Here is a 23,851-nt window from a genome sequence, read left to right on the forward strand (position 1 = left end):
CCGGCGAACCGGGGAGCGAATGATACGGGGACAACGCGCCGTGGACAAGCCATCGGCCACCGGTTTGTTGATTTCGTTGCAACCACCACTTGATGCGGGTCACGCAGGCCGCGCTTGCCGGATGTCCGGCCGCCCGCGATGATGCCGTTGTCACCTACCGCAAAACCCGACCGCCAGCGGTCCCCCATGATCGAATTCGGACACCTCACCCACGTCGGCCTGCGCCGCGAACTCAACGAAGACACCTATTACGGTGACAGCGAACTGGGGCTGTGGCTGGTGGCCGACGGCATGGGTGGGCACGCCTGTGGCGAGGTGGCCAGCGCACTGGCCCGGGAAACGATCGTGCGCGAGATCCGCAACGGCACGCCGCTGGCCCAGGCCATCCGCGTGGCCGACGAAGAGATCATCCGCACTTCGCGGCGCCGCAACGACACCCTGCCGATGGGCACCACCGTGGTCGCCGCGCGCGTGCAGGGCAACCGTTTCGAAGTGGCCTGGGTAGGCGACAGCCGCGCCTACCTGTGGCGCGCCGGCAAGCTCGCCCAGCTCAGCCAGGACCACAGTTTCGTCCAGGAACTGGTCGCACAGGGCAACCTGACCGCCGAACAGGCCCGCGCCCATCCGCACCGCAACGTGGTGACCCAGGCACTGGGGGTCACCGATCCGATGCACCTCAATGTGGCGACGATGACCGGCGAACTACGCTCGGGCATGCAGCTGCTGCTGTGCAGCGACGGCCTGACCGAGGAAGTGGACGACACCAGCATCGCCGCGACCCTGGACCAGGGCGACTGCAGCGCGCAGGAGTGCGTGGACACGCTGATCGCCGCTGCCCTGGACGGCGGCGGCACGGACAACGTCACCGCGATCCTGGTGCGCTGCCACTGAAGCCGCAGGCTCAGGCCTGCGCTTCTGCCACCGCTTCCGGCTCGCCGTCCCACAGCGCACGGCCGGCCTTCTTGCGCAGCCGCTCGAGCCGTGCGTTGTGCGCTTCCAGCTCCGAAGCCGTCACCACCACCCGCGGGCGCGGCAGCAGCAGCGCCGGATTGAACTCCACCGTAGCCGCATCGGCCGACGGCGAGCTGCTCTCGGCCAGGCCAAAGCCAATCTCCTCCTGGCCGGAGGTCAGCGCGATGTAGACGTCGCCCAGGATCTGGGCATCGAGCAGCGCACCGTGCAGCTGGCGGTGCGAGTTGTCCACGCCCAGGCGCTTGCACAGCGCGTCCAGCGAATTGCGCTGGCCCGGAAACTGCTCGCGCGCCATTGCCAGGGTGTCGACCACCGTGGCCCGGTCGGTGATGCGGCCGTACTGCGGGCCGAGCAGCGACAGCTCGTAGTCCAGGAAGCCCAGGTCGAACGCCGCGTTGTGGATGATCAGCTCGGCGCCGTCGATGTAGGCCAGGAATTCCTCGGCGATCTCGGCAAAGCCCGGCTTGTCGGCAAGGAACTCCAGGGTCAGGCCGGTGACTTCCTGCGCGCCAGCCTCGAAGTCGCAATCCGGCTTGAGGTAGCGGTGGAAGTTGTTGCCGCTGGGGCGGCGCTCGAGCAGCTCGACGCAGCCGATCTCGACCACGCGGTTGCCCTTCTTCCATTCCAGGCCGGTGGTTTCGGTATCAAGGATGATCTGGCGCATGCGGGGCTCAGTTTACCGGCGATGCGGCGCGGATCCGAATCGCCTCGTCGCGGGCCAGCACGTCCACGCGCTCGTTGTCCGGATTTCCGGAGTGCCCCTTCACCCAGCGCCAGTCGATCTGGTGGCGCTGGGTCGCCGCGTGCAGCCGCTCCCACAGTTCACGGTTCTTGACTGGATCACCGCCGGAAGTACGCCAGTTGCGCTTGACCCAGCCCGGCATCCATTCGGTGATGCCCTGGCGCACGTACTGCGAATCGGTGTGCAGCACGATGTGACATGGCTCGGTCAGGCTCTCCAGCGCCATGATCGCGGCCATCAGTTCCATGCGGTTGTTGGTGGTATGGGCTTCGGCCCCAACCACCTCGCGTTCGTGGCCCTTGTAGCGCAGCAGTGCGGCCCAGCCGCCGGGACCGGGATTGCCCAGGCAGGCCCCGTCGGTGTGTATCTCGATGGTCTTCATTTCGTTCCGATAAGTGATCAGGTCGCCACCGGCGCGCGCCAGCGCACCGGTGCCGGGATCGGCCCCACCATGGCACCGACCCGTTTCTCCGCCTCAAGCACGCAACTGGCGCGCAGCAGCCCCGGGCCGCGACTGCGCCCGTCCGTTCCCCACAGCGAGCCCAGGTAGCGGGCATCGCCGCAGTGCAGGCCACTGCGGACCAGTGCCGCCCGCCAGCGTAACGGCAAGGCGGCCGCCGGGCGCTGGTGCTGCCAGCGCAGCCGATACGGACTACAGGGATTGAGCGTGGTCACCCACAGCCGCCCGCCCGGCATCAGGACGCGCTCGCACTCGGCCAGCAGGGCGGTGCTGGAGGCCAGCGGCAGGTGCTGCAGGACGATGGCATTGACCGACTCCGATGCCAGCGGCAGCGGCACGTCGCAGTGCACGTCGCCGACATAGCCCGCGCCTTGGCGGAAGAGGCGTATGCCTCGTCCAGCAGGCACCGGATCCGGCCACCAGCCGGCACCCGGCGACAGCCAGATCCAGGGCTGGGCAGGCAGTCGCGCCAGCGCTCCGGCGAGGAAGTGGTGCTCGACGCGGCACATTGCGCGCGCCGCAGGCGTGTCAAACCACGATGAGACTGCGGCTTGACGGGGGCTCGGGGCGACAGGCATGGTCCCAATTCTATGCGACTGACCGCCCTGCCAGCATTCGACGACAACTACATCTGGGCGCTGCAGGACAGCGACGGGCGGGCGGTGATCGTGGATCCCGGCCAGGCCGGACCAGTCCTGGAAGCTGCCGCCAACGGCATGGAACCGGCGGCGATCCTGCTGACCCACCACCACGGCGACCATATCGGCGGGGTGCCGGAGTTGCTGGCCCGCTGGCCCTCGCTGCCGGTATTCGCCCCGGACGATCCCCGCATCCCACTGGATTGCAACCGGGTCCGAGACGGGGACCCGGTATCATTGGCCGGTTGGTCCTTCGAGGTGCTGTCCGTCCCGGGACACACCACCAGCCACATCGCCTATGTCGGCCATGGCCGACTGTTCTGCGGCGATGCGTTGTTCAGCCTCGGCTGTGGGCGGATGTTCGAAGGTACCGCGCCGCAGATGCTGGCCTCGCTCAGGCGCCTGGCCAGCCTGCCCGCCGACACCCTTGTCTGCTGCGGGCATGAGTACACGCTGGCCAACGCCGCTTTCGCACGGCAGGTCGATCCCACCAACGCGGCATTGCAACGCCGCCAACTGGAAGTCCTGGACATGCGCCGACAACTCCTCGCCACCGTTCCGGTTCCGCTCGCCTCCGAGCTGGCCACCAATCCGTTCCTGCGTACCCGCGAGGCCGCCGTGGTTTCAGCGGTTGAAGCACGGCTGGGCCGCCGCGCGGCCGACGAAGTGGAAGTATTCGCCGAATTGCGGCGGTGGAAAGACGGTTTCGTCGCATGATGCGGCGCGGCCTGGCGGCCGGGGTGATGCTGGCACTGTCCAGCCTCCTGTCTGCCCAAGCACAACCCGTGGCCGCAGTTGCCGGCGTCGCCCAGAACCTCGGATCCACCACCGCCCTCGGCGGCGGGACCGCCCTGCCACCGCCGATGGTGCGTAACGGGCAGGAGATCCTGGTCAACTTCCGCGAAGGACTTGCAGCGCCGGAGTGCGAGGGTGACGCCACCTCGCCCCGCTGGCGCGCGCACTTTGCCCATGTCCCGGCGCGGCTGGGCAATGGCCAGGACGACGTGCTGCCGCTGTTTGGCTATGTCGTGGACGAACTGCGGGCGGCCAACCTGCCGACCGAGTTCGCATTGATTCCCTTCGTGGAGAGCGGCTACCGTCCCGGCGCCCGCAGTCCGAGCGGTCCGGCCGGGCTGTGGCAGTTCATCGCCAGCACCGCGCGCAACCACCGGCTGGTGGTCGACAAGGGCTTCGATGCGCGCCTCTCGCCGGTGGATTCCACCCGTGCGGCGGTGCGCTACCTCAAGACCCTGCACGGGATGTTCGGCGGCGACTGGCGACTGGCCGTCATGGCCTACAACGCCGGCGAGTACCGCGTGCTGCAGTCGCTGCGCCGGGCCGGCATGAACGCCCAGAACGCCAGGCCGGCCGAACTTCCGGGCATGTCGCCGATCACCCACGCCTATGTCGAGAAGCTCCACGCGCTGGCCTGCGTGCTGGAGCACGCCGAGACCGAGGGCGAGCTGATGGCCAGGCTGGATCGGCCGGTTCCGGTCCTGCAGGCGCACAGCGTGCCTGCGGGTACTTCGCTGGCCAGCTGGGCCGGAAAGCGCGCCCTGGATCCGAGCCTGGTCAGCCGCCTGAACCCTGCGCTCAAGCAGGGCCGCACCGGCACCGGCGTGCTTGCACCGGTGACGCCGGAAAGCTTCCTCGCGACGCTGGAATCCTCGCAGGAAACCGTCACGACGGTGGCCGCCGCGGAGCCGCCGCCTCCCGCCCCCGCGTCCGCCGCTGCTTCGACGTCAACGACCGTGGCGGCGCGCGAGCGGCGGCACACCGTGCGCAATGGCGAGTCCGCATGGACCATCGCCAAGCGTTACGGGATCCCCGTCAAGGCCCTGCTGGCCTTCAACGGCCTGGGCGCGAGCAGCGTACTCAAGCCCGGCATGGTCCTGCGCTTCCAGGACAAGGACTGATCGCAGGAACACCTCGATAGCGGCCCCGCGGCAGTTACTCCTGCGGGGCCTGTTGATCTGATGGGTTGGGCCGCGGCAGCGGTAACGGGCTGCACGGCTCCAGAGCGGACCAGCACTGCCGCCAGTGCAGGCGACCAACCGCACGAACCAACTGTCGCCACCAAGGTCCCCAGCGCGATCCACGCGCATGCCATTCACGACCATGTCCAGGCAGGGCCGCTCCTGCAACAAAAAAGCCCGGCTTTCGCCGGGCTTTTTACGGACTGCCTCGCTTACAGCTGCGATTCGTCGGTCTTGATGCGGAAGCGCTTGCGCATCGCCTCGACGTAGGCCTTGGCCGCCGCCGCGCCGTCGATCTGGCTCAACTGCTGCTTCAGCATGGCCTGCTGCTCGGCCGGGATCTCGGCGAGGTTACCGGGCGTGACCTTGCTGACCGCGAATACCGCGTAACGCCCATCCTCGAGCTTGACCTTGCCATGGGTGGCCTTGCCCTCGGCCGGAGCAGCGGCGGCGAAGATGGCACGGCTCGCCGCCGGGCTAGGCAGCTGTGCCATGCGCGGCAGCCCCGGCATCGGCATCAGCTGCAGGTTTTCGCTGGCTGCCAGCGCCGGCAGCGCCTGGCCTTCGGCCAGCTTCTTGAGCAGTGCATCGGCCGCGGCCAGCGACTGCTTCTCCGCGCGGTCCTTGCGGATCGCGGCGATGACCTGGTCACGGGCCTGCTCCAGCGGCAGCGCCTGCTCCGGCGAGTGCTCGGTCACGCGGATCATCACCGTGTGGTTCGGCGACAGCTCGATCGGATCGCTGACCGTGCCGTCCTGGACCAGGATGTCCGAGAACGCCGCACGCAGCACGGCCGGGTTGGCGGCAATGCCGGTGGCGTTGTCACGGGTGAACGGACCCAGCGTCTGCACCTGCACGCCAACCTCCTCCGCGGCCGGCGTCAGCGCGGTCGGGTTCTTGTAGACCAGGTCGACCAGGCGGCCACTGAGCTCGTTGAACGCACGCTCCTGGTCAGCCTGGCGCTGTTCGGCGGCCAGCTGCTCGCGCACGTCCTCGAACGCCTTGCCCTGCCCGCCCTGCACCTCGCGCAGCTTCAGCACGTGGTAGCCGAATTCGGTCTCCACCGGACCGGCCACCTCGCCGACCTGCATCGCAAACAGTGCATCCTCGAAGGCCTTGACCATCACGCCCTTCTCCACCCAACCCAGGTCACCGCCCTCGGCCTTGGAACCCGGGTCATCGGAATTGGCCGTGGCCAGCGCGGCAAAGTCCGCGCCCGGCTGGCGGGCCTGTTCGGCCAGCTTCGCGGCCTTGGCCTGCGCGACTTTCTTCGCTGCCTCGTCGGCACCGGCCTGGATCAGGATGTGCGAGGCCAGGCGCTGTTCCGGCGCAACGAAGCGCGCCTTCTCGTCCTCGTAACGACGGCGCAACGTGGCCTCGTCGGCCGCCGGCACCGGCGGCAGGTCCCTGCCACGGAGCTCGACGTATTCGATACTGACGGTTTCCGGCTGGCGGAAATCCCCGGTATTGGCGTCGTACCACTGCTTGACCTGCTCGTCGGTCACCGGCGTGGTGTCCTCGGCCGGCTCGGGCAGCAGCGCGATTTCCACGTCACGGGTTTCACCCAGCAGCTTGAGCAGGCGCTCGGTCTCACCCTTGGTGGCGAAACCCGATTCGGCCAGCGCGGTCGGGATGATCGACTGCTGCAGGCTGGTGCGCACGAGCTGCTCGAACTGGGCCGGCGTGCGCGGCGGCGCGCTCTGCGCCAGCACCACGCGGTACTGGTCCACGTCGAACTTGCCGTCACGCTGGAAGGCGGGAATGTTGGCGATGTAATCGCGCACCGTGGCGTCGCTGATGACGATGCCCACGTCTTCCGAGGCCAGGCGCAGCACCTGTTCGTCAATCAGCTGGTCCAGCACGGCCAGCTTGTTTTCCACGCTCTCGAACTCGCGCGGATCGAAGGCATCACCCTGCTCCTGGCGTGCCTGCATGCGGGCCTGCTCGAAACGGGTACGGAATTCCTCGGTGCTGACTTCGTGGTGCTGCCACAGCAGCGACACCGGCCACCACGACGGCGCCGAGCTCCACCACTTCGGCGGCGCCTGCACCTTGGCCACGTTGTTCGCACCCACGCCACCGAGGTAGCTGTTGTCGATGACGAACAGGAACGGAATCATCAACAGGCCCAGGATCACCGTGGCAATCCAGCCCGAGGTCTTGTCGCGTAGTTTCTGCAGCATGGGTATGAGACGGCCTGATGGCGAGCCGCGCAGTTTAACCCGCTTCGCCCCTGCACACCCAATGCCGCGACGGCGTGTAGCCCATGAATACGGTGCCGCCGTGGGGTAGGCGAAAAAAAACCCCGTGCGATGCACGGGGTTTTTCGAACAACTGGCGGAGCGGACGGGACTCGAACCCGCGACCTCCGGCGTGACAGGCCAGCATTCTAACCAGCTGAACTACCGCTCCGCATTGAAACTGAAACTGCATTCCCGGCCAGGCCGGGAGGACTCAAAACTGGCGGAGCGGACGGGACTCGAACCCGCGACCTCCGGCGTGACAGGCCAGCATTCTAACCAGCTGAACTACCGCTCCGTGTTTTGATCCTTACATCCGTTTCCCGAGATGTATCACTTCGAGAAAACAAGGCCCCCGATCTCTCAGGGGCCTTCTTGAAACTGGCGGAGCGGACGGGACTCGAACCCGCGACCTCCGGCGTGACAGGCCAGCATTCTAACCAGCTGAACTACCGCTCCACTTTCAAAACTGCAACTGACGGTGCTTGGTGGGTGCTGAGGGTTTCGAACCCCCGACCCTCTCCTTGTAAGGGAGACGCTCTACCGCTGAGCTAAGCACCCCAGCAAGCCGCTTAGTTTACGGCATCCTTCAGAGCTTTACCAGCCTTGAAGGACGGATTCTTCGAAGCAGCGATCTTGATGGTGTCGCCGGTCTTCGGGTTGCGACCGGTACGCTCGGCGCGCTCGCGCACCTGGAACGTGCCGAAGCCCACCAGCGTCACCGCGTCGCCCTTCTTCAGCGCCTTGGTGATTTCGCCGATGACGGCGTCGACAGCGCGGCCAGCTTCAGCCTTGGACAGATCAGCAGCAGCGGCAACGCCATCGATCAATTCGGTCTTGTTCATTCTGTAAAACTCCCTTTGCGGAGGTCCGCGGTATAGAAGAGTAGGTGGCCGCGTGCTCTTGTCAGCGAACACCTGGAGTGTTGTTCCCGGACATCCACATACGCTTTCGCATGCAGTGTTCGCGAGTCGTGCTTTTATACCAGCCGTTCACAGGCCACGCAACTGAAAAGCCAGTAATGGCGCGGGTTTCCAGCGTTTTCCGCACGCGGGTCAGTGCTTGACGCGCGTGCTCGGAGTCGCCTTCGCACGGCCGCGCACCGCAACACGCTGCGTGCTCTTGCGCACCTTCTTCGGCGTCAGCGGTCGCTCCAGCGCCAGGTCGAGCACTTCCTCGATGTACTTCACCGGCACGATCCGCAGGTCGCGCGTGACGTTGGCCGGGATGTCGGCCAGGTCCTTGCGGTTCTCCTCGGGAATGATGACCGTGCGGATGCCGCCGCGCAGGGCGGCCAGCAGCTTCTCCTTCAGGCCACCGATCGCGGTGACGCGACCGCGCAGGGTGATCTCGCCGGTCATCGCCACATCGGCCTTGACCGGCACCTTGGTCAGCATCGACACCAGCGAGGTCACCATCGCGATGCCGGCGCTGGGGCCATCCTTGGGCGTGGCGCCGTCGGGCACGTGCACGTGCACGTCGTGCTTCTGCAGGAAGTCCGGATCGATGCCCAGCCGGTCCACGCGCGAACGCACCACCGACAGCGCAGCCGAAGCCGATTCCTTCATGACGTTGCCGAGCTGGCCGGTCAGGATCAGCTGGCCCTTGCCCGGAACCAGGGTGGATTCGATCTGCAGCAGGTCGCCGCCGACCTCGGTCCACGCCAGACCGGTGACCAGGCCGATCTCGTTCTGCTCCTCGGCCCGACCGAAGTCGAACCGGCGCACGCCCAGGTACTTGTCCAGGTTCCCGCCCGACACCGTGACCAGGGCCTTGGGCTTGCGTGCGCCCTTCTTTGCCTTGGCCGCCGGCTGCGGGCCGGCCAGCGCGATTTCCTTGACCACCTTGCGGCAGATCTTGGCGATCTCGCGTTCAAGGTTGCGCACGCCGGATTCGCGCGTGTAGTAGCGCACGATGTCCTGGATCGCTTCGGCCTCTATTTCCAGTTCCGCCGGCTGCAGGCCATTGGCCTTGAGCTGCTTGGGCACCAGGTAGCGCATGGCGATGTTGAGCTTCTCATCCTCGGTGTAGCCGGGGATGCGGATCACCTCCATGCGGTCCAGCAGCGGGCCCGGAATGTTGAGCGAGTTGGAGGTGGCGATGAACATCACCTCCGACAGGTCCAGGTCCACTTCCAGGTAGTGGTCGTTGAAGGCATTGTTCTGCTCCGGATCGAGCACCTCCAGCAGCGCCGAGGACGGATCGCCACGGAAGTCCATCGACATCTTGTCGATCTCGTCGAGCACGAACAGCGCGTTCTTGCTGCCCACCTTGTTGAGGTTCTGCACGATGCGACCCGGCATCGAACCGACGTAGGTGCGACGGTGGCCACGGATCTCGGCCTCGTCGCGCACGCCACCCAGACTCATGCGCACGAACTTGCGGTTGGTCGCCTTGGCGATGGACTGGCCAAGCGAGGTCTTGCCCACGCCCGGAGGGCCGACCAGACACAGGATCGGGCCCTTCATCTGCTTCACGCGCGACTGCACGGCGAGGTATTCGAGGATGCGGTCCTTGACCTTGTCCAGGCCGAAGTGATCGGCGTCCAGGGTTTCCTGCGCGACCTTGAGGTCCTTGCGCACCTTGGTGCGTTTCTTCCACGGCACACCCAGCAGCCAGTCGAGATAGTTGCGCACCACCGCCGCTTCGGCCGACATCGGCGACATCTGCTTGAGCTTGTTGAGCTCGGCCTTGGCCTTGGTTTCCACGGCCTTGGGCATGCCGGCCTCGGCGATCTTGCGCGCAAGCTCTTCCAGCTCGCCCGGCGCATCGTCCAGGTCACCCAGTTCCTTCTGGATGGCCTTCATCTGTTCGTTGAGGTAGTACTCGCGCTGGCTCTTCTCCATCTGCGACTTCACCCGGCCGCGGATGCGCTTTTCCATCTGCTGCACGTCGATCTCGCCATCGACCAGGCCGACCAGCATCTCCAGCCGCTCGCCGACCTGCAGGGTCTCGAGCAGGCGCTGCTTGTCGGCCAGGCGCACGCCGATGTGCGCGGCGATGGTATCGGCCAGGCGCGCGGGCTCGTCGATGCCGGCCAGGGTCTGCAGCAGTTCCGGCGGCAGCTTGCGATTGGTCTTGACGTACTGCTCGAACAGCGACATCAGCGAACGGGCGATGGCCTCGATCTCGCGCGGTTCGCGCTTGTCTTCGGCCTCGACCTCGGTGGCGCGGCCTTCAAGCGCGCCGTCATGTTCGGCGACCTTGTCCACGCGCACGCGCGACAGGCCTTCGACCAGCACCTTGATCGTGCCGTCGGGCAGCTTCAGCAACTGCAGGACCTGGGCCAGGGTGCCCACGGTGTACAGGTCGGCCGCGCCGGGGTCGTCGGTCTCGGCCGACTTCTGCGCCACCAGCAGGATGCGCTTGTCCGTCTCCATCGCGCGCTCCAGCGCGCGCATGGACTTGTCCCGCCCGACGAACAGCGGAATCACCATGTGCGGGAACACCACCACGTCGCGCAGCGGCAGCACGGGCAGGTCGAGTACTTCGGTATGGGAATGGGCCATTGAGGGCTCCGCAGGGAATCTGGAAAAGGCAGGCAATAAAAAAGCCGATGACCCCGTTATGGGGCCATCGGCGTGGTGTTGCAAGAGCTGTCAGGACCTGGCGTAACGCCCGTTCAGAGGACGGGCGACCCATGGGAAAACCGCCTGTTCAGTCTCCGGAAGCAGCCTTCGGCGGGGCGGCCGGCGGCGTCTGGTAGATCAGGTACGGCTCGGACTTGTGCTCGATGACGGACTCATCGACCACCACCTTGCTGACGTTCTCCAGCGACGGCAGTTCATACATCGTGTCCAGCAGCACGGACTCGACGATGGTGCGCAGGCCGCGGGCGCCGGTCTTGCGCTTGAGCGCCTTCTTGGCGATGGCCGACAGCGCGTCCGGACGGAACTCCAGTTCCACCTCTTCCATCTCGAACAGCTTCTTGAACTGCTTGGTGATGGCGTTCTTCGGCTCGGTCAGGATCTTGATCAGTGCCGGCTCGTCCAGCTCCTCCAGCGTCGCCACGACCGGAAGGCGGCCGATGAACTCGGGAATCAGGCCGAACTTGATCAGGTCTTCCGGCTCGACTTCAGCCAGGATCTTGCCCACTTCCTGCTTGCGCTCGGTGCTCTTGACCTTGGCGCCGAAACCAATGCCGCCAGCATCGTTGGAACGCTGCTGGATCACCTTGTCCAGGCCGGCGAACGCGCCGCCGCAGATGAACAGGATGTTCTTGGTATCGACCTGCAGGAATTCCTGCTGCGGGTGCTTGCGGCCACCCTGCGGCGGCACCGAAGCCACGGTCCCTTCGATCAGCTTCAGCAGCGCCTGCTGCACGCCCTCGCCGGACACGTCGCGGGTGATCGACGGGTTCTCGCTCTTGCGCGAGATCTTGTCGATTTCATCGATGTAGACGATGCCCTGCTGCGCCTTCTCGACGTCGTAGTCGCACTTCTGCAGCAGCTTCTGGATGATGTTTTCCACGTCCTCGCCCACGTAACCGGCTTCGGTCAGCGTGGTCGCATCGGCGATGGTGAACGGCACGTTGAGCAGGCGCGCCAGCGTTTCGGCCAGCAGCGTCTTGCCCGAGCCGGTCGGGCCGACCAGCAGGATGTTGGACTTGGACAGCTCGACGTCGTCGCTCTTCTGACGGCTCTCGATGCGCTTGTAGTGGTTGTACACGGCCACGGCCAGCGTGCGCTTGGCGCGGTTCTGGCCAATCACGTACTGGTCCAGGACCTCGAGGATCTCCTTCGGCTTGGGCAGCGAACTGCGTGCCGACTGGGCCTTTTCCTCAAGTTCCTCACGGATGATGTCGTTGCAGAGCTCCACGCATTCATCGCAGATGAACACGCTCGGGCCCGCGATCAGCTTGCGTACCTCATGCTGACTCTTGCCGCAGAACGAGCAGTAGAGAATCTTGCCGCTGTCTCCGGAACGACCTTGCCGGTCTTCGCTCATGCTTCGCTTACCCAGTTACTCGACCCGATGAACGGGGCGATTCGATTTCGAGAATAACACAGGGCCGGAGGGACGACAGTCCAACCCCGACCCTGCGGAAAAACCTGTGTTTTCACACAGTTGCCACCATTACGACGGCTGGATCGACTCTTCCGGACGACGCTCCAGGACCTGGTCGACCAGACCATAGGCCTGGGCTTCGACGGCGCTCTTGAAGTTGTCGCGCTCGGTGTCGCGGGCGATGGTTTCCAGCGACTGTCCGGTGTGCTTTGCCAGCACGTCGTTCAGACGCGCACGCAGGGTCAGGATCTCGCGGGCGTGGATGTCGATGTCCGACGCCTGGCCCTGGAAGCCGCCCAGCGGCTGGTGGATCATCACGCGCGAGTTCGGCAGTGCGTAACGCTTTCCGGCGGCACCGGCAGCCAGCAGCAGCGCGCCCATCGAGGCGGCCTGGCCGACGCAGATGGTGCTCACGTCCGGCTTGATGTACTGCATGGTGTCGTAGATCGCCATGCCGGCGGTGACCACGCCACCCGGCGAGTTGATGTAGATGCTGATGTCCTTTTCCGGGTTTTCCGCTTCCAGGAACAGCAGCTGCGCCACCACCAGGTTGGCCATGTGATCGTCGATCGGGCCCACCAGGAAGATCAGGCGCTCCTTCAGCAGGCGCGAGTAGATGTCATAGGCACGCTCGCCGCGGCTGGTCTGTTCGACCACCATCGGAACCAGGTTCAGGGCTTTGGTTCGGTTGTCCATTACGTGAGGCACCTATCTTGAAGGGAACATCTCCCCGCGCCTTCCGGCGCGGGGCGGTAGGAGCGCCGCTTACTGGCGGATCGCTTCCTGGAACGACAGGGACTGCTCGGTGTGCTGGGCACGCTCGGCGATCCAGTCGATCACCTGCTCTTCCATCACGCGGTTCTGCAGGCCACCCATCAGCTGGGGGTCGTTGCGGTACATCTCAATGACCTGCTGCGGCTCCTCGTAGGTGGAGGCGATCAGGTTCAGGGTTTCGTTCAGACGCTTCGGATCCAGGCGCAGTTCATTGCGCAGGGCGACTTCGCCGACCAGCAGGCCGACCAGCACACGCTTGCGCGCCGGCTCCACGAAGCCCTGGTGCGCATCGGCCGGGATCTGGCCCGGGTTGCCACCCTGGCGACGGATCTGCTCGACCTGCTGCTGCAGCATGGCGCGGGCTTCGTTCTCGACCAGGCGCGGCGGCAGTTCGACCGAGCTGTAGGCGGCAACCAGTTGCTCGCCGACTTCGCGGCGCAGACGGTTCATCAGCGCACCCTTGAGCTCACGCTCCAGGTTGGCACGGATGTCCTTGCGGAACTGCTCCATGTCGCCGCCCTTGACGCCGAAGCTCTTGATGAAGGCCGCATCGACTTCCGGCAGCACCGGCTCGGAAACCTCGGTCGCCTTGACCGTGACCTGAACCTGCTTGCCGGCCAGTGCCGGGACGCGCCATTCGGCTGGGAAGTCGACCGTGAGGGTCTTCTCCTCGCCCTTGGCCAGGCCGACCAGGCCCTTTTCGATCTGCTCGAACATCATGCCCGAGCCGATGATCACGTTGCCCTTCTCGGTGCCTTCAGCCGGCAGGCGCTCGTCACCGGCCTGCGACCAGGTCTCCAGCGCGACCAGGTCACCTTCCTTGGCGCCACGGGTGACGGGCTGCCAGGTGCGGCGCTGCATGCGCAGGTTCTCGATCATCTGGTCGATGTCGGCGTCGGTGATCTCTGCGGTGTGGCGGACCACGGCCAGCTTGGAGACGTCGATGTCGCCGAAGTCCGGCACCAGTTCGATGGTGGCGACGAAATCCATCTCGCCCTCGCCGCGGTCGATGCGCGGGGTACCCGCGATGCGCAGCTGGTGCTCACGCACGGCGGCATCGAAGGTCTCGCGCAGCAGGCCGTCCATCGCCTCGGCACGTACCTGCTGGCCGAAACGCTGCTCGATCACCTTGGCCGGCACCTTGCCCGGACGGAAGCCCTTGATCCGCGCAGTGCGTGCGATCTCGCCCAGGCGACCCTTGACGTGGGTCTGCAGGCGCTCCTCCGGCAGGGAGAAGGTCAGGCGGCGTTCCAGGTTGCCGGTGGGTTCGATCGAAGCTTGCATGTTGACTCCTGCCACCGGCGGCCCTTTGGCCCCGGCAAGATGTGGTAGAGAAAGCGGGTTGGCGCGGACGTGGTGTATCCGCCGCAGCCCGGTAGTTTCGCCGATTCCGGCTGGCGCTGCCAGCCTGCCCGGACGCGGCGCTGCGAACGGCCGCGGGCACTACACGCGGCGCACGTCGTGTTGGTGCGAAAGGGGGGACTCGAACCCCCACGCCTTGCGGCACTGGAACCTAAATCCAGGGCGTCTACCAATTCCGCCACTTTCGCCTGCGACCTGCCCTGCGGATTGTTGCAGGGCCAGGCATAAAGAAAAAGGCACCCGCCGGAGCGGGTGCCTTTGTCTTGGTGGGCCGTCAAGGATTCGAACCTTGGACCTATTGATTAAGAGTCAACTGCTCTACCAACTGAGCTAACGGCCCGTGAAACTAGACGCACATTGTATCGTGCTTTTTCTCTTTTGCAACACCCGATTTCAAAAAAAATCGGTTTTGTCAGTGGGGTGGCTGAGGGGATTCGAACCCCCGACCACCGGAATCACAATCCGGTACTCTAACCAACTGAGCTACAGCCACCACTGAAACCTTGTCCTGCCGCTTGCACCGCAATGGCGCGCCCGACAGGAATCGAACCTGTAACCGCCGGCTTAGAAGGCCGGTGCTCTATCCAGTTGAGCTACGGGCGCCCGGACTGGATTGTCGCACTCTAATCCCGTTCTGAGCAGCGGATTGGTCGGGGTAGAGGGATTCGAACCCCCGACATCCTGCTCCCAAAGCAGGCGCGCTACCAGACTGCGCTATACCCCGGCGGTGAATCTCTCGAGGTTACCCCCCGAAAGGTCGGCTATTGTGGGAACACTCGCCGATCCTGTCAACGCCTACGCGACGTTTTCCTGCTTTTCGTTATGCTGGCACCAAGCGGCCACCGGGCCGCGCCACCGCGAAGGGAGCAAGACAGATGCGCAGCGGCAATCCTGCACTGAAGGAATCCACTTTCCTCGACCTTGGCAGCGGCACGGTGGTGTCGCGCAATGCGGGGGCGATGACCCTCAACGGCACCGTCAACAAGACCGGCTTCCTGCTCCTGCTGGCCGTGCTCACGGCCGCCTTTGCATGGAACAACACCTTCACCGCGACCGGTGAGCTGGCGCCGGCCGCGATGGTCTACATGTGGGGTGGCCTGATCGGCGGCCTGATCCTGGCACTGGTGACCATCTTCAAGAAGACCTGGGCTCCTGTGAGCGCCCCGCTCTACGCGCTGTTCGAAGGCTTCTTTCTCGGTGCGATCTCGGCGGTGTTCGAAGCACGCTATCCGGGCATCGTGTTCCAGGCCGTGCTGCTGACCTTCGGCACGTTGTTCGCGCTGCTGATGGTCTACCGCAGCGGCCTGATCAAGGCGACCGAGAACTTCAAGCTGGGCGTGGTCGCAGCCACCGGCGGCATCGCCCTGGTGTACCTGGCCACCATCGTGCTGGGCTTCTTCAACATCCAGATTCCGCTGATCCACGAGTCCGGCCTGGTTGGCATTGGTTTCAGCCTGTTCGTGGTGGTGATCGCGGCGCTGAACCTGGTGCTGGACTTCGACTTCATCGAGAGCGGGGTCGATGCCGGCGCTCCGAAGTACATGGAGTGGTATGGCGCCTTCGGCCTGATGGTCACGCTGGTGTGGCTGTACGTGGAATTCCTGCGCCTGCTGTCCAAGCTGCAGTCGCGCAACTGACACTTGCAATCGGCAGACGCGGAGGGCGCCGCAGGCGCCCTTTCTTCTTGTCCTGCGCGGATCGATGCAACAAAAAGGGCGCCTTGCGGCGCCCTTTTTGTTTACTGCCAAGCCTTAGAGGCGGCTGGCAATGGCCTGGGCAAAGCCCATGGTGGTGCCGGTGCCACCCAGGTCGCCGGTCAGCGAGTCCTTGGCCTCCATCGTGGAGACGATGGCCTTGCGCAGGCGCTCGGCGTTTTCCGGCTGGCCGACGTGGTCGAGCATCTGCGCGGCCGCCAACATCAGGGCGACCGGGTTGGCCTTGCCCTGGCCGGCGATGTCCGGGGCGGTGCCGTGCACGGCTTCGAAGATCGCCGCGTTCTCACCGATGTTGGCGCCCGGGGCCAGGCCCAGGCCGCCGACCAGGCCGGCGCACAGGTCGGAGATGATGTCGCCGAACAGGTTGGTGGTGACCAGGATGTCGAACTGTTCCGGACGCATCACCAGCTGCATGCAGGCGTTGTCGACGATCATTTCCTGGAATTCGATTTCCGGGTACTTGGCGGCGACTTCGCGGGCGACGTTCAGGAACAGGCCCGAGGTCGACTTGATGATGTTGGCCTTGTGCACGGCAGTGACCTTCTTGCGGCCGGTGCTGCGGGCCAGCTCGAAGGCGTAACGCACGATGCGCTCGGAACCCTTGCGGGTGATGCGGGTGCCGGAGAACGCGGTCTCGCCGTCGGCCGACACTTCCTGACCCTCGGCCAGGTAGGCGCCTTCGGTGTTCTCGCGCACGGTGATCATGTTGATCCCTTCGTAGCGCGACTTGGTGTTCGGGAACGAGATCGCCGGACGCACGTTGGCGTACAGGTCGAACTGGCGGCGCAGGGCCACGTTGATCGAGCTGAAGCCGCCACCGACCGGGGTGGTCAGCGGGCTCTTCAGGGCGACCTTGTTCGTGGTGATCGACTCCAGGGTGGAAGCCGGGATCAGCTCACCGTGCTTCTCGAGGGCCACCAGGCCGGCGTCGGCGAATTCGTAGGTCAGGCCGGCATTGAGCTTGTCCAGTACGAACAAGGTGGCGTCCATGATTTCCGGGCCGATGCCATCGCCACGGATGACGGTGATTGTCTGCGTCATTGATAGGTATTCCGAACAGGGAGGGAGTTGCGCCGCCCGGCAGCCCGGAGTCCCGGCGCAAGAAAAGGTTTCACCCGGTAATTATGCCCGACCGGGGCCCCTCCCCCCAAGCCAGACCTTGGTCGGGCTTCAGCTGTGGTCGTGCCCGGCCGGGACCTCGGCCTGGCCGTTTTCCAGCTGGTCGAGAAAGTCCACCGCCCGGCGCAGGTGCGGGATCACGATCGAGCCGCCGACCACCAGGCCCACCGAAAAGGTCTCGAAGAATTCCTCGCGGCTGACGCCGGCGTCCTTGCACTGGGCCACGTGGTAGCTGATGCAGTCGTCGCAGCGCAGGACCAGCGAGGCCACCAGGCCCAGCAGCTCCTTGGTCTTCACGTCCAGCGCGCCGGCCTGGTAGGTCTGGGTATCCAGGGCGAAGAAGCGCCGCACCACCTGGTTGGGCTCGGCCAGGATGCGCTGGTTCATGCGCTGGCGGAATTCGGTGAACTCGGCGATGCGGTCGCCGGCCTTGCTGTTGTCGCTCATTGGGGATCCGGTAGGGAGGAACGGTCCGGGTCAGGCGCGGCCCGGCAGGACTGGCTCAGGCGGCCAGCAGGGGCTCGAGCGTGCCGGCGCGGTGCATGGCCATCATGTCGTCGTAGCCACCGACATGGACATCGCCGATGAAGATCTGCGGCACGCTGGTGCGGCGGGTCAGGTCCATCATCTTCTGGCGCTCGGCCGGGTCCAGGTCCACGCGGACCTCGGTCCAGGACAGGCCCTTGCTCTTGAGGAAGTTCTTGGCAGCCACGCAGTACGGGCATACGGCGGTGGAGTAGATGGTGATCGCGGGTGCGGAGGATTGCTGTGTCACGGGAAACTCCACGGTGGAAACCAGGTCTGTATATGGTACCGGCCGGGTGGAAATTCGATGTCACCACCGCAACACTGCGGATTAACCATGGCTTCACCCCGCCATCGTGCTTTGCGGCCATGCTCGGCCAACCTGTCCCTGGAGTGCCTGCTTGCGTCCCCTCCTGCTCGCCACCGCCCTGACCCTGGCCATCGCCCTGCCCCACGCAGCCGCGCAGGAGAACTCGCTGCCGGACATCGGCTCCTCGGCCGGTGAGCTGCTGACCCCGGCACGCCAGGCCGAATACGGCGGGATGCTGCTGCGCGAGCTGCGCAACTACGGCTACCTCGTCGATGACCCGCTGGTGGACGAATGGCTGCAGGCCATGGGCACCCGCCTGGGGTCGAACAGCGCACAGCCGCGGCAGCCCTACACGTTCTTCATGCTCAAGGACCGGCAGATCAACGCCTTCGCCACGCTCGGCGGCTACATCGGCGTCAATGCCGGCCTGGTGCTGACCGCGCAGCGCGAGGACGAGGTGGCCGCAGTGCTGTCGCACGAGATCGCCCACGTCACCCAGCAGCACGTGCTGCGCGGGGTGGAGCGCGCCCAGCGTGACCAGATACCGATCCTGCTCGGCATGCTGGCCGCGATCGTGGCCGCCCAGCAGGCCGGCGGCAGTTCGGCCGGCGAGGCGACCATGGCCAGCATCACCAGCGCAATGGGGCTGATGCAACAGCGCCAGATCAACTACACCCGCTCCAACGAATCGGAGGCCGACCGCATCGGCATCCGCACCCTGGCCCGCAGCGGCTACGACGTCGATGCGATGGCCGGCTTCTTCGAGCGCATGGCCCAGGTGATGCGCGGCAACGAGGGCGGCTACAGCACCCCGGACTTCCTGCGCACCCACCCGGTCACCACCACCCGCATCAGCGAGGCCAAGTCGCGTGCCGAGCAGATCCGCAAGGACACCGTGGTGCTGACCACCAGCACCCCGACCGGCGTGCGCCAGGAGCGTGTGGACCCGAAGGATCCCTCGCTGTCGCTGCCACCGGTGCGCAGCGACAACCCGTTGCTGCCCGCCTCGATGCAGCTGTCGGTGCCGATGCAGAGCCTGGTCCGCGGCGAGAGCGGCCAGTTCGCCTGGGCGCGCGAGCGCCTGCGCGTGCTCAGCTCCGAGACTCCCTCGGCCCTGCAGCGCGAGTATGAGAACCTGCGCCGCAGCCAGGCCGGAGGGCTGGATGCCGCGCAGCGTTACGGCGCCGCGCTGGCGCAGCTGCGCAGTGGCTCGGCCCAGTCGGCGCTGAAGGAGCTGCGCAGCCTGCACGAGGCCGAACCGGAGAACCTGTGGGTGGCCCTCGCGCTGGGCGAGGCGGAGTCGCGGGCCGGCCAGCACGCCCAGGCCAACCAGCGTTTCGAGACGTTGCTGCGGAGCCTTCCCAACAACCGGCCCGTGGCCCTGACCTACGCCGCGGTGCTCAACGAACAGGGTGGGCAACAGGCGGGCCAGCGCGCACAGGCGATGCTGCGCCCGCTGCTTGGCCGCTCGGGCAATGATCCGGTGTTCCAGCGCACCTACGCACGGGCCAGCGAACTGGCCGGCGATACCGCCCGCGCTGCCGAGGCCTATGCCGAAGCCGCGTTCCTGAGCGGCCGTCCCGAGCAGGCCCTGCTGCAGCTACAGGCATTGAAGAAGAACCAGGAGCTGGACTACGTGGCGCGGGCGCGGGTGGATGCGCGGATCGAGGCCATCACCCCGACGGTCCTTGAACTGCGCCGCCAGGGCATCCGCGACCCGGACCTGCAGCGGCGCTGACCGGCAGTCACCAAACTGTCATCAAACCGTAGTCTACTGGCCGGCATCCGCCTTTCCGCCCCGGTGATACGTGCAGAAACGCATCCTGATCGTCGATGACGAACCCGCGATCCGCGACATGGTCGCCTTTGCCTTGCGCAAGGGCGACTACGAGCCGGTCCATGCCGGCGATGCACGCCAGGCACAGACCGCCATCGTCGACCAGGTCCCGGACCTGATCCTGCTGGACTGGATGCTGCCCGGCACCAGCGGCATCGACCTGGCCCGGCGCTGGCGCAAGGAAGCCCTGACCCGCGACATCCCGATCATCATGCTCACCGCCCGCGGCGAGGAGAACGACCGCGTCGGCGGCCTGGAAGCCGGCGTGGATGACTACGTGGTCAAGCCGTTCTCCGCGCGCGAGCTGCTGGCGCGGATCCGCGCGGTGATGCGGCGCTCCCGCGACGATGACGAGGACGGGAGCGTCAGCGTCGGTGCGCTGCGCATCGACGGCGCGGCGCACCGGGTGTTCGCCGGCGACGCACCAGTGGTGATCGGCCCGACCGAGTACCGGCTGCTGCATTTCTTCATGACCCACCCCGAGCGCGTCTACAGCCGCGCACAGCTGCTGGACCATGTCTGGGGTGGCAGCGTCTACGTGGAGGAACGCACCATCGACGTGCACATCCGCCGCCTGCGCAAGACGCTCGAACCGTTCGGCGTACATGACATGGTGCAGACCGTGCGTGGTGCAGGCTATCGGTTCTCCGCATCCCCCTGAGCCGGGCGCCAAAAGCATCGCGGCTCCTGCTATAAGTCCGGGTTCGCCGGACGCGGTTTCCCTCCACAGAGAGTGCAATGCCCCGCCCCATCCGATCCGCCTGGTTGAAGACGCTGGCCACCGTGGCCGCGGTCGTGTTGCTGGCGGCAATCGTGGGCCGGGCACTGGGGCAGCCGGCGCTGGCCATCGCCATCGCGGCACTACTGGTTCTGGCGTGGCACTACTGGCGGCTGCGCCGCGTGCTGCAGCGACTTGTCGCCCGACAGCGCCGGGAACCCTCCCAGGGCGGCAGCGTGTGGGACGAGCTGGACCGCCTGCTCCATCGCAACCAGCGGGAAATGCGTGCGCGCAAGCAGCGCCTGCTCGGCATGCTGCGCAGCTACCGCGCCGCGGCGGCCGCGCTGCCCGACGCGGTGGTGGTGCTGGATCGCAACAGCCAGCGCGTGCAGTGGTTCAACGAGGCCGCCACCACGCTGCTCGGGCTCCGGCATCCGCGTGACCTGGGCCGTGGACTGGTCGATAGCCTGCAGCCCATGCCGCTGGCCCACTGGCTGGCAGGCGGCCGCAACGCCGAGCCGATCCTGGACATCGCCTCGCCGGTGGATCCGGCAATCCGCCTCAACCTGCGGCTGATCCCCTATTCGGCCGAGCACTGGCTGCTGATCGGCCGCGACGTCACCCGGCTGCTGCAGCTGGAACAGGTGCGGCGCGATTTCGTGGCCAACGTCTCGCACGAACTGCGCACGCCGCTGACCGTCGTGCATGGCTACCTGGACATGCTCGACCCGGAGGATTTCCCCGGCAATCCGGAAATGCTCGAGGAGATGCGCCACCAGTCGCAGCGCATGGCCCGGCTGGTCGAGGACCTGCTGACCCTGTCGCGACTGGAGTCGCAGCAGCACAGCCAGGAAGAGGAGCCGGTGGCGATGGTGCCGATGCTGGCCACGCTGCGCCGCGAGGCCGAGGCGCACAGCCAGGGCCGCCACGACATCCACGTCGAGGACGAAGCCGGGATCGACTTGGTCGGTTCGCCGCGGGAGCTGCACAGCGCGTTCTCCAACCTGGTCAGCAACGCGGTGCGTTACACGCCCGCCGGCGGCCAGGTAGTGGTGCGCCTGCGCCGCGAGCACGACGGCGCGGTGCTTGAAGTGCGCGACACCGGTCATGGCATCCCGGCCGACCACCTGCCGCGGCTGACCGAACGCTTCTACCGCGTGTCCAGCAGCCGCTCGCGCGAGAGCGGCGGCACCGGGCTGGGCCTGTCGATCGTCAAGCACATCCTTGGCCTGCACGGCGCCCGCCTGCAGATCGAGAGCGAGGTCGGCAAGGGTTCGGTGTTCTCGTGCCATTTCGATGCCGCGCGCGTGCGAAAACGCGAGCCGGCCTTCCCGACCACCGTTGTAGAGTGACTGCATGAACAGCTCCGGTTCCCTGCCCCACCCCGCCACGGATTGCGAGGCCCTGCGCGACCCGGCGCTGTACATCAACCGCGAGCTGTCGCAACTGGACTTCAACTTCCGCGTGCTGGCCCAGGCGCTGGACCCGCAGGTGCCCTTGCTCGAGCGCCTGCGCTTCATGTGCATCTCCTGCACCAACCTGGACGAGTTCTTCGAGATCCGCGCCGCGGCGGTGCGCCACGCGCAGGAATTCGGGCTGCCGCCGGCGCCGGACGGCATGGGGCCGCAGGCCATTCTCAATGCCATCCACGAGCGCGCCACAGTGCTGGTGGAACAGCAATACCACTGCTGGAACGAGGTGCTGCGACCGGCGCTGCGGGAAGCCGGCATCGGCGTGCCCGGGCGCAATTCGTGGGACGCACGGCAGAACCGCTGGCTGCGCGCCTACTTCCGCCACGAGATCATGCCGGTGCTGTCGCCGCTGGGGCTGGATCCGTCGCATCCGTTCCCGAAGATCCTCAACAAGTCGCTCAACATCGTGGTGATGCTCAAGGGCACCGATGCGTTCGGCCGCGCCGGGCACATGGCCATCGTGCGCGCGCCACGCTCGCTGCCACGCATCATCCAGCTGCCGGAAAAACTCGGCGGCCCGCAGGATTACGTGTTCCTGTCCTCGGTGCTGTCGGCCTTCGTCGGCGAGCTGTTCCCGGGCATGGAGGTCCAGGGCGCCTGGCAGTTCCGCGTGACCCGCAACTCCGAGCTGGTGGTGGACGAGGAGGAAGTGGAGAACCTGGCGCTGGCGCTGCGCGACGAGCTGGTCGACCGCGGCTATCGTCCAGCCGTGCGGCTGGAGATCGCCAAGGACTGCCCGCGCGAGGTCGTGCGCTCCCTGCTGCACAACTTCGGCCTGCCCGACAACGCGGTGTACCCGATCGACGGGCCGGTGAACCTCAACCGCATCATCCAGCTGTACGACGTCATCCAGCGCCCCGAGCTGAAGTACCCGCCGCTGAACCCGCGCACGCTGCGCGACAGCGACGGCATTTTCGACATCGTCTCGCGCAAGGACGTGCTGCTGCACCATCCGTTCGATGCGTTCACCGCGGTTCTGGACCTGATCCGGCAGGCAGCGGTGGATCCGGGGGTGCTGGCGATCAAGCAGACCCTGTACCGCACCGGGAAGGATTCGCCGATCGTCGAGGCGCTGATCCAGGCCGCTCGCAACGGCAAGGACGTGACGGTGGTGGTGGAGCTGCGTGCGCGCTTCGACGAGGAAGCCAACCTCGGCCTGGCCGACCGCCTGCAGGAAGCCGGCGTGCAGGTGGTCTACGGCGTGGTCGGCTTCAAGACCCACGCCAAGATGCTGCTGATCGTGCGCCGCGAGGGCCGCAAGCTGCGCCGCTACGTGCACCTGGGCACCGGCAACTACCACAGCGGCACCGCCCGGGCCTACACCGACCTGAGCCTGATCACCGCCGAGCCGGACATCGGCAACGACGTGCACCTGCTGTTCCAGCAGCTGTCCGGGCTGGCTTCGTCCACGGAGCTGCGGCGCCTGCTGCAGTCGCCCTTCACCCTGCATGCCGGGATGCTGCAGCGGATCGAACGCGAGGCCCGGCTGGCGCGCGAAGGCCGGCCGGCGCGCATCATCGCCAAGATGAACGCCCTCAACGAGCCGCAGGTGGTGCGCGCGCTCTACGCCGCCTCGCAGGCCGGCGTGCAGATCGACCTGATCGTGCGCGGCGCCTGCACCCTGCGCCCGGGTGTGCCGGGGGTGTCGGACAACATCCGCGTGCGCTCGATCGTCGGCCGCTTCCTCGAGCACAGCCGCGTGTACTGGTTCGGCAACGATGGCCAGCCCGAGCTGTTCTGCGCCAGCGCCGACTGGCTCGAGCGCAACCTGCTGCGGCGGGTGGAGATCTGCTTCCCGATCCTGGACGCGGACCTGGTCGAGCGCGTGCACCGCGAGGTGCTGCAGAACTACCTGGACGACAACCTCAACGCCTGGGAACTGGACGCCTCCGGTGCCTACCACAAGCGTGGCCCCGCCACGGACGAGCGTCCGCATTCGGCCCAGCAGGCCCTGCTCGACGGACTTTGAGCGCGGGTGGCGGTC

At 66.4% G+C, this 23,851-nt stretch carries 20 protein-coding genes and 9 tRNA genes; 8 read left to right on the forward strand and 21 right to left on the reverse strand.

All coding sequences use genetic code 11. The features are described from left to right. The first annotated feature begins 186 nt into the window (after nt 1-186). Nucleotides 187-891: a protein phosphatase 2C domain-containing protein gene (locus LG380_RS08330; protein WP_225764539.1), complete on the forward strand. Its 705-nt coding sequence runs from the start codon at nt 187-189 to the stop codon at nt 889-891. A gap of 10 nt (nt 892-901) precedes the next feature. Here the strand turns inward: LG380_RS08330 and dnaQ are convergent, their stop codons facing one another. From dnaQ to LG380_RS08345, 3 genes are read right to left on the reverse strand one after another with little or no spacing between them, the layout of a single operon-like run. Next, a complete protein-coding gene (dnaQ, locus tag LG380_RS08335) occupies nt 902-1,636 on the reverse strand; it encodes a DNA polymerase III subunit epsilon (RefSeq protein WP_225764540.1) in 735 nt (244 codons plus the stop codon). Between the two features lie 7 nt (nt 1,637-1,643). Then, entirely contained in the window at nt 1,644-2,096 is a 453-nt protein-coding gene (rnhA, locus tag LG380_RS08340) for a ribonuclease HI (RefSeq protein ID WP_225764541.1), read from the reverse strand. Nucleotides 2,097-2,113: 17 nt separating this feature from the next. Further along, nucleotides 2,114-2,683, reverse strand: coding sequence for a hypothetical protein (locus tag LG380_RS08345; protein ID WP_318780078.1), 570 nt, complete (start codon nt 2,681-2,683; stop codon nt 2,114-2,116). An 81-nt stretch (nt 2,684-2,764) separates the two neighbouring features. On the opposite strand from LG380_RS08345, the gene gloB reads away from it, so the two are divergent. Together gloB and LG380_RS08355 are read left to right on the forward strand one after the other, a co-directional pair. After that, nucleotides 2,765-3,529: a hydroxyacylglutathione hydrolase gene (gloB, locus tag LG380_RS08350; RefSeq protein ID WP_225764543.1), complete on the forward strand. Its 765-nt coding sequence runs from the start codon at nt 2,765-2,767 to the stop codon at nt 3,527-3,529. Further along, complete coding sequence (locus LG380_RS08355) at nt 3,526-4,728, forward strand: lytic transglycosylase domain-containing protein (RefSeq protein WP_225764545.1); 1,203 nt, start codon at nt 3,526-3,528, stop codon at nt 4,726-4,728. The genes gloB and LG380_RS08355 overlap by 4 nt, the downstream gene beginning before the upstream one ends. Nucleotides 4,729-5,000: 272 nt before the next feature. Here the strand turns inward: LG380_RS08355 and LG380_RS08360 are convergent, their stop codons facing one another. The 15 genes from LG380_RS08360 to LG380_RS08430 all read right to left on the reverse strand — a co-directional run bounded on the left by LG380_RS08360 (nt 5,001) and on the right by LG380_RS08430 (nt 14,895). Next, the gene (locus LG380_RS08360) at nt 5,001-6,971 is read right to left on the reverse strand and encodes a peptidyl-prolyl cis-trans isomerase (RefSeq protein WP_225764547.1); all 1,971 of its coding nucleotides are present in this window, start codon (nt 6,969-6,971) and stop codon (nt 5,001-5,003) included. 152 nt (nt 6,972-7,123) lie between these two features. Then, nucleotides 7,124-7,200, reverse strand: a tRNA-Asp gene (locus tag LG380_RS08365). Between the two features lie 49 nt (nt 7,201-7,249). Beyond that, nucleotides 7,250-7,326, reverse strand: a tRNA-Asp gene (locus LG380_RS08370). 84 nt (nt 7,327-7,410) lie between these two features. Further along, nucleotides 7,411-7,487: transfer RNA gene (locus LG380_RS08375), tRNA-Asp, on the reverse strand. A gap of 27 nt (nt 7,488-7,514) precedes the next feature. Next, nucleotides 7,515-7,589 (reverse strand) — tRNA-Val (locus LG380_RS08380). An 11-nt stretch (nt 7,590-7,600) separates the two neighbouring features. Continuing rightward, nucleotides 7,601-7,873 carry an HU family DNA-binding protein gene (locus tag LG380_RS08385; RefSeq protein WP_225764548.1) on the reverse strand — a complete coding sequence of 91 codons (273 nt, stop codon included), beginning with the start codon at nt 7,871-7,873 and terminating at the stop codon, nt 7,601-7,603. A gap of 210 nt (nt 7,874-8,083) precedes the next feature. Then, entirely contained in the window at nt 8,084-10,537 is a 2,454-nt protein-coding gene (lon, locus tag LG380_RS08390; RefSeq protein WP_225764549.1) for an endopeptidase La, read from the reverse strand. A gap of 148 nt (nt 10,538-10,685) precedes the next feature. After that, the gene (gene clpX / locus LG380_RS08395) at nt 10,686-11,975 is read right to left on the reverse strand and encodes an ATP-dependent Clp protease ATP-binding subunit ClpX (RefSeq protein ID WP_225764550.1); all 1,290 of its coding nucleotides are present in this window, start codon (nt 11,973-11,975) and stop codon (nt 10,686-10,688) included. Nucleotides 11,976-12,104: 129 nt separating this feature from the next. Next, nucleotides 12,105-12,731, reverse strand: a complete 627-nt coding sequence (gene clpP / locus LG380_RS08400; protein WP_225764551.1) for an ATP-dependent Clp endopeptidase proteolytic subunit ClpP — start codon at nt 12,729-12,731, stop codon at nt 12,105-12,107. A 69-nt stretch (nt 12,732-12,800) separates the two neighbouring features. Further along, nucleotides 12,801-14,093 carry a trigger factor gene (gene tig / locus LG380_RS08405; RefSeq protein WP_225764552.1) on the reverse strand — a complete coding sequence of 431 codons (1,293 nt, stop codon included), beginning with the start codon at nt 14,091-14,093 and terminating at the stop codon, nt 12,801-12,803. Nucleotides 14,094-14,274: 181 nt separating this feature from the next. Then, nucleotides 14,275-14,359, reverse strand: a tRNA-Leu gene (locus LG380_RS08410). A 76-nt stretch (nt 14,360-14,435) separates the two neighbouring features. Beyond that, nucleotides 14,436-14,511, reverse strand: a tRNA-Lys gene (locus tag LG380_RS08415). Between the two features lie 76 nt (nt 14,512-14,587). Beyond that, nucleotides 14,588-14,664 (reverse strand) — tRNA-His (locus LG380_RS08420). A gap of 33 nt (nt 14,665-14,697) precedes the next feature. Then, nucleotides 14,698-14,774 (reverse strand) — tRNA-Arg (locus LG380_RS08425). A gap of 44 nt (nt 14,775-14,818) precedes the next feature. Then, nucleotides 14,819-14,895, reverse strand: a tRNA-Pro gene (locus LG380_RS08430). 151 nt (nt 14,896-15,046) lie between these two features. Here LG380_RS08430 and LG380_RS08435 point away from each other — a divergent pair. Beyond that, the gene (locus LG380_RS08435) at nt 15,047-15,808 is read left to right on the forward strand and encodes a Bax inhibitor-1/YccA family protein (protein ID WP_225764553.1); all 762 of its coding nucleotides are present in this window, start codon (nt 15,047-15,049) and stop codon (nt 15,806-15,808) included. Nucleotides 15,809-15,922: 114 nt separating this feature from the next. Here the strand turns inward: LG380_RS08435 and LG380_RS08440 are convergent, their stop codons facing one another. The 3 genes from LG380_RS08440 to grxC all read right to left on the reverse strand — a co-directional run bounded on the left by LG380_RS08440 (nt 15,923) and on the right by grxC (nt 17,780). Then, complete coding sequence (locus tag LG380_RS08440; protein WP_225764554.1) at nt 15,923-16,927, reverse strand: isocitrate dehydrogenase; 1,005 nt, start codon at nt 16,925-16,927, stop codon at nt 15,923-15,925. A gap of 129 nt (nt 16,928-17,056) precedes the next feature. Next, a complete protein-coding gene (locus tag LG380_RS08445; protein ID WP_225764556.1) occupies nt 17,057-17,452 on the reverse strand; it encodes a carboxymuconolactone decarboxylase family protein in 396 nt (131 codons plus the stop codon). Between the two features lie 55 nt (nt 17,453-17,507). After that, complete coding sequence (gene grxC / locus LG380_RS08450; protein WP_225764557.1) at nt 17,508-17,780, reverse strand: glutaredoxin 3; 273 nt, start codon at nt 17,778-17,780, stop codon at nt 17,508-17,510. A 151-nt stretch (nt 17,781-17,931) separates the two neighbouring features. On the opposite strand from grxC, the gene LG380_RS08455 reads away from it, so the two are divergent. From LG380_RS08455 to ppk1, 4 genes are all read left to right on the forward strand, one after another. Then, nucleotides 17,932-19,578 (forward strand): M48 family metalloprotease, encoded by a 1,647-nt coding sequence (locus LG380_RS08455; protein ID WP_225764558.1) that lies wholly within the window; start codon nt 17,932-17,934, stop codon nt 19,576-19,578. A 70-nt stretch (nt 19,579-19,648) separates the two neighbouring features. After that, nucleotides 19,649-20,338 carry a phosphate regulon transcriptional regulator PhoB gene (gene phoB, locus LG380_RS08460; protein WP_225764559.1) on the forward strand — a complete coding sequence of 230 codons (690 nt, stop codon included), beginning with the start codon at nt 19,649-19,651 and terminating at the stop codon, nt 20,336-20,338. A 77-nt stretch (nt 20,339-20,415) separates the two neighbouring features. Then, the gene (gene phoR, locus LG380_RS08465) at nt 20,416-21,747 is read left to right on the forward strand and encodes a phosphate regulon sensor histidine kinase PhoR (RefSeq protein ID WP_225764560.1); all 1,332 of its coding nucleotides are present in this window, start codon (nt 20,416-20,418) and stop codon (nt 21,745-21,747) included. A 4-nt stretch (nt 21,748-21,751) separates the two neighbouring features. Further along, nucleotides 21,752-23,836 carry a polyphosphate kinase 1 gene (ppk1, locus tag LG380_RS08470; protein ID WP_225764561.1) on the forward strand — a complete coding sequence of 695 codons (2,085 nt, stop codon included), beginning with the start codon at nt 21,752-21,754 and terminating at the stop codon, nt 23,834-23,836. The last annotated feature ends 15 nt before the right edge of the window (nt 23,837-23,851 follow it).

It is taken from the genome of Stenotrophomonas sp. Marseille-Q4652 (assembly GCF_916618915.1).
Taxonomy (GTDB): domain Bacteria; phylum Pseudomonadota; class Gammaproteobacteria; order Xanthomonadales; family Xanthomonadaceae; genus Stenotrophomonas.

Coding starts and splice junctions, on each gene's coding strand:
- LG380_RS08330 (WP_225764539.1), top strand. CDS start 187: ATGATCGAATTCGGACACCTCACCCACGTCGGCCTGCGCCGCGAACTC.
- dnaQ (WP_225764540.1), bottom strand. CDS start 1,636: ATGCGCCAGATCATCCTTGATACCGAAACCACCGGCCTGGAATGGAAG.
- rnhA (WP_225764541.1), bottom strand. CDS start 2,096: ATGAAGACCATCGAGATACACACCGACGGGGCCTGCCTGGGCAATCCC.
- LG380_RS08345 (WP_318780078.1), bottom strand. CDS start 2,683: ATGTGCCGCGTCGAGCACCACTTCCTCGCCGGAGCGCTGGCGCGACTG.
- gloB (WP_225764543.1), top strand. CDS start 2,765: ATGCGACTGACCGCCCTGCCAGCATTCGACGACAACTACATCTGGGCG.
- LG380_RS08355 (WP_225764545.1), top strand. CDS start 3,526: ATGATGCGGCGCGGCCTGGCGGCCGGGGTGATGCTGGCACTGTCCAGC.
- LG380_RS08360 (WP_225764547.1), bottom strand. CDS start 6,971: ATGCTGCAGAAACTACGCGACAAGACCTCGGGCTGGATTGCCACGGTG.
- LG380_RS08385 (WP_225764548.1), bottom strand. CDS start 7,873: ATGAACAAGACCGAATTGATCGATGGCGTTGCCGCTGCTGCTGATCTG.
- lon (WP_225764549.1), bottom strand. CDS start 10,537: ATGGCCCATTCCCATACCGAAGTACTCGACCTGCCCGTGCTGCCGCTG.
- clpX (WP_225764550.1), bottom strand. CDS start 11,975: ATGAGCGAAGACCGGCAAGGTCGTTCCGGAGACAGCGGCAAGATTCTC.
- clpP (WP_225764551.1), bottom strand. CDS start 12,731: ATGGACAACCGAACCAAAGCCCTGAACCTGGTTCCGATGGTGGTCGAA.
- tig (WP_225764552.1), bottom strand. CDS start 14,093: ATGCAAGCTTCGATCGAACCCACCGGCAACCTGGAACGCCGCCTGACC.
- LG380_RS08435 (WP_225764553.1), top strand. CDS start 15,047: ATGCGCAGCGGCAATCCTGCACTGAAGGAATCCACTTTCCTCGACCTT.
- LG380_RS08440 (WP_225764554.1), bottom strand. CDS start 16,927: ATGACGCAGACAATCACCGTCATCCGTGGCGATGGCATCGGCCCGGAA.
- LG380_RS08445 (WP_225764556.1), bottom strand. CDS start 17,452: ATGAGCGACAACAGCAAGGCCGGCGACCGCATCGCCGAGTTCACCGAA.
- phoR (WP_225764560.1), top strand. CDS start 20,416: ATGCCCCGCCCCATCCGATCCGCCTGGTTGAAGACGCTGGCCACCGTG.
- ppk1 (WP_225764561.1), top strand. CDS start 21,752: ATGAACAGCTCCGGTTCCCTGCCCCACCCCGCCACGGATTGCGAGGCC.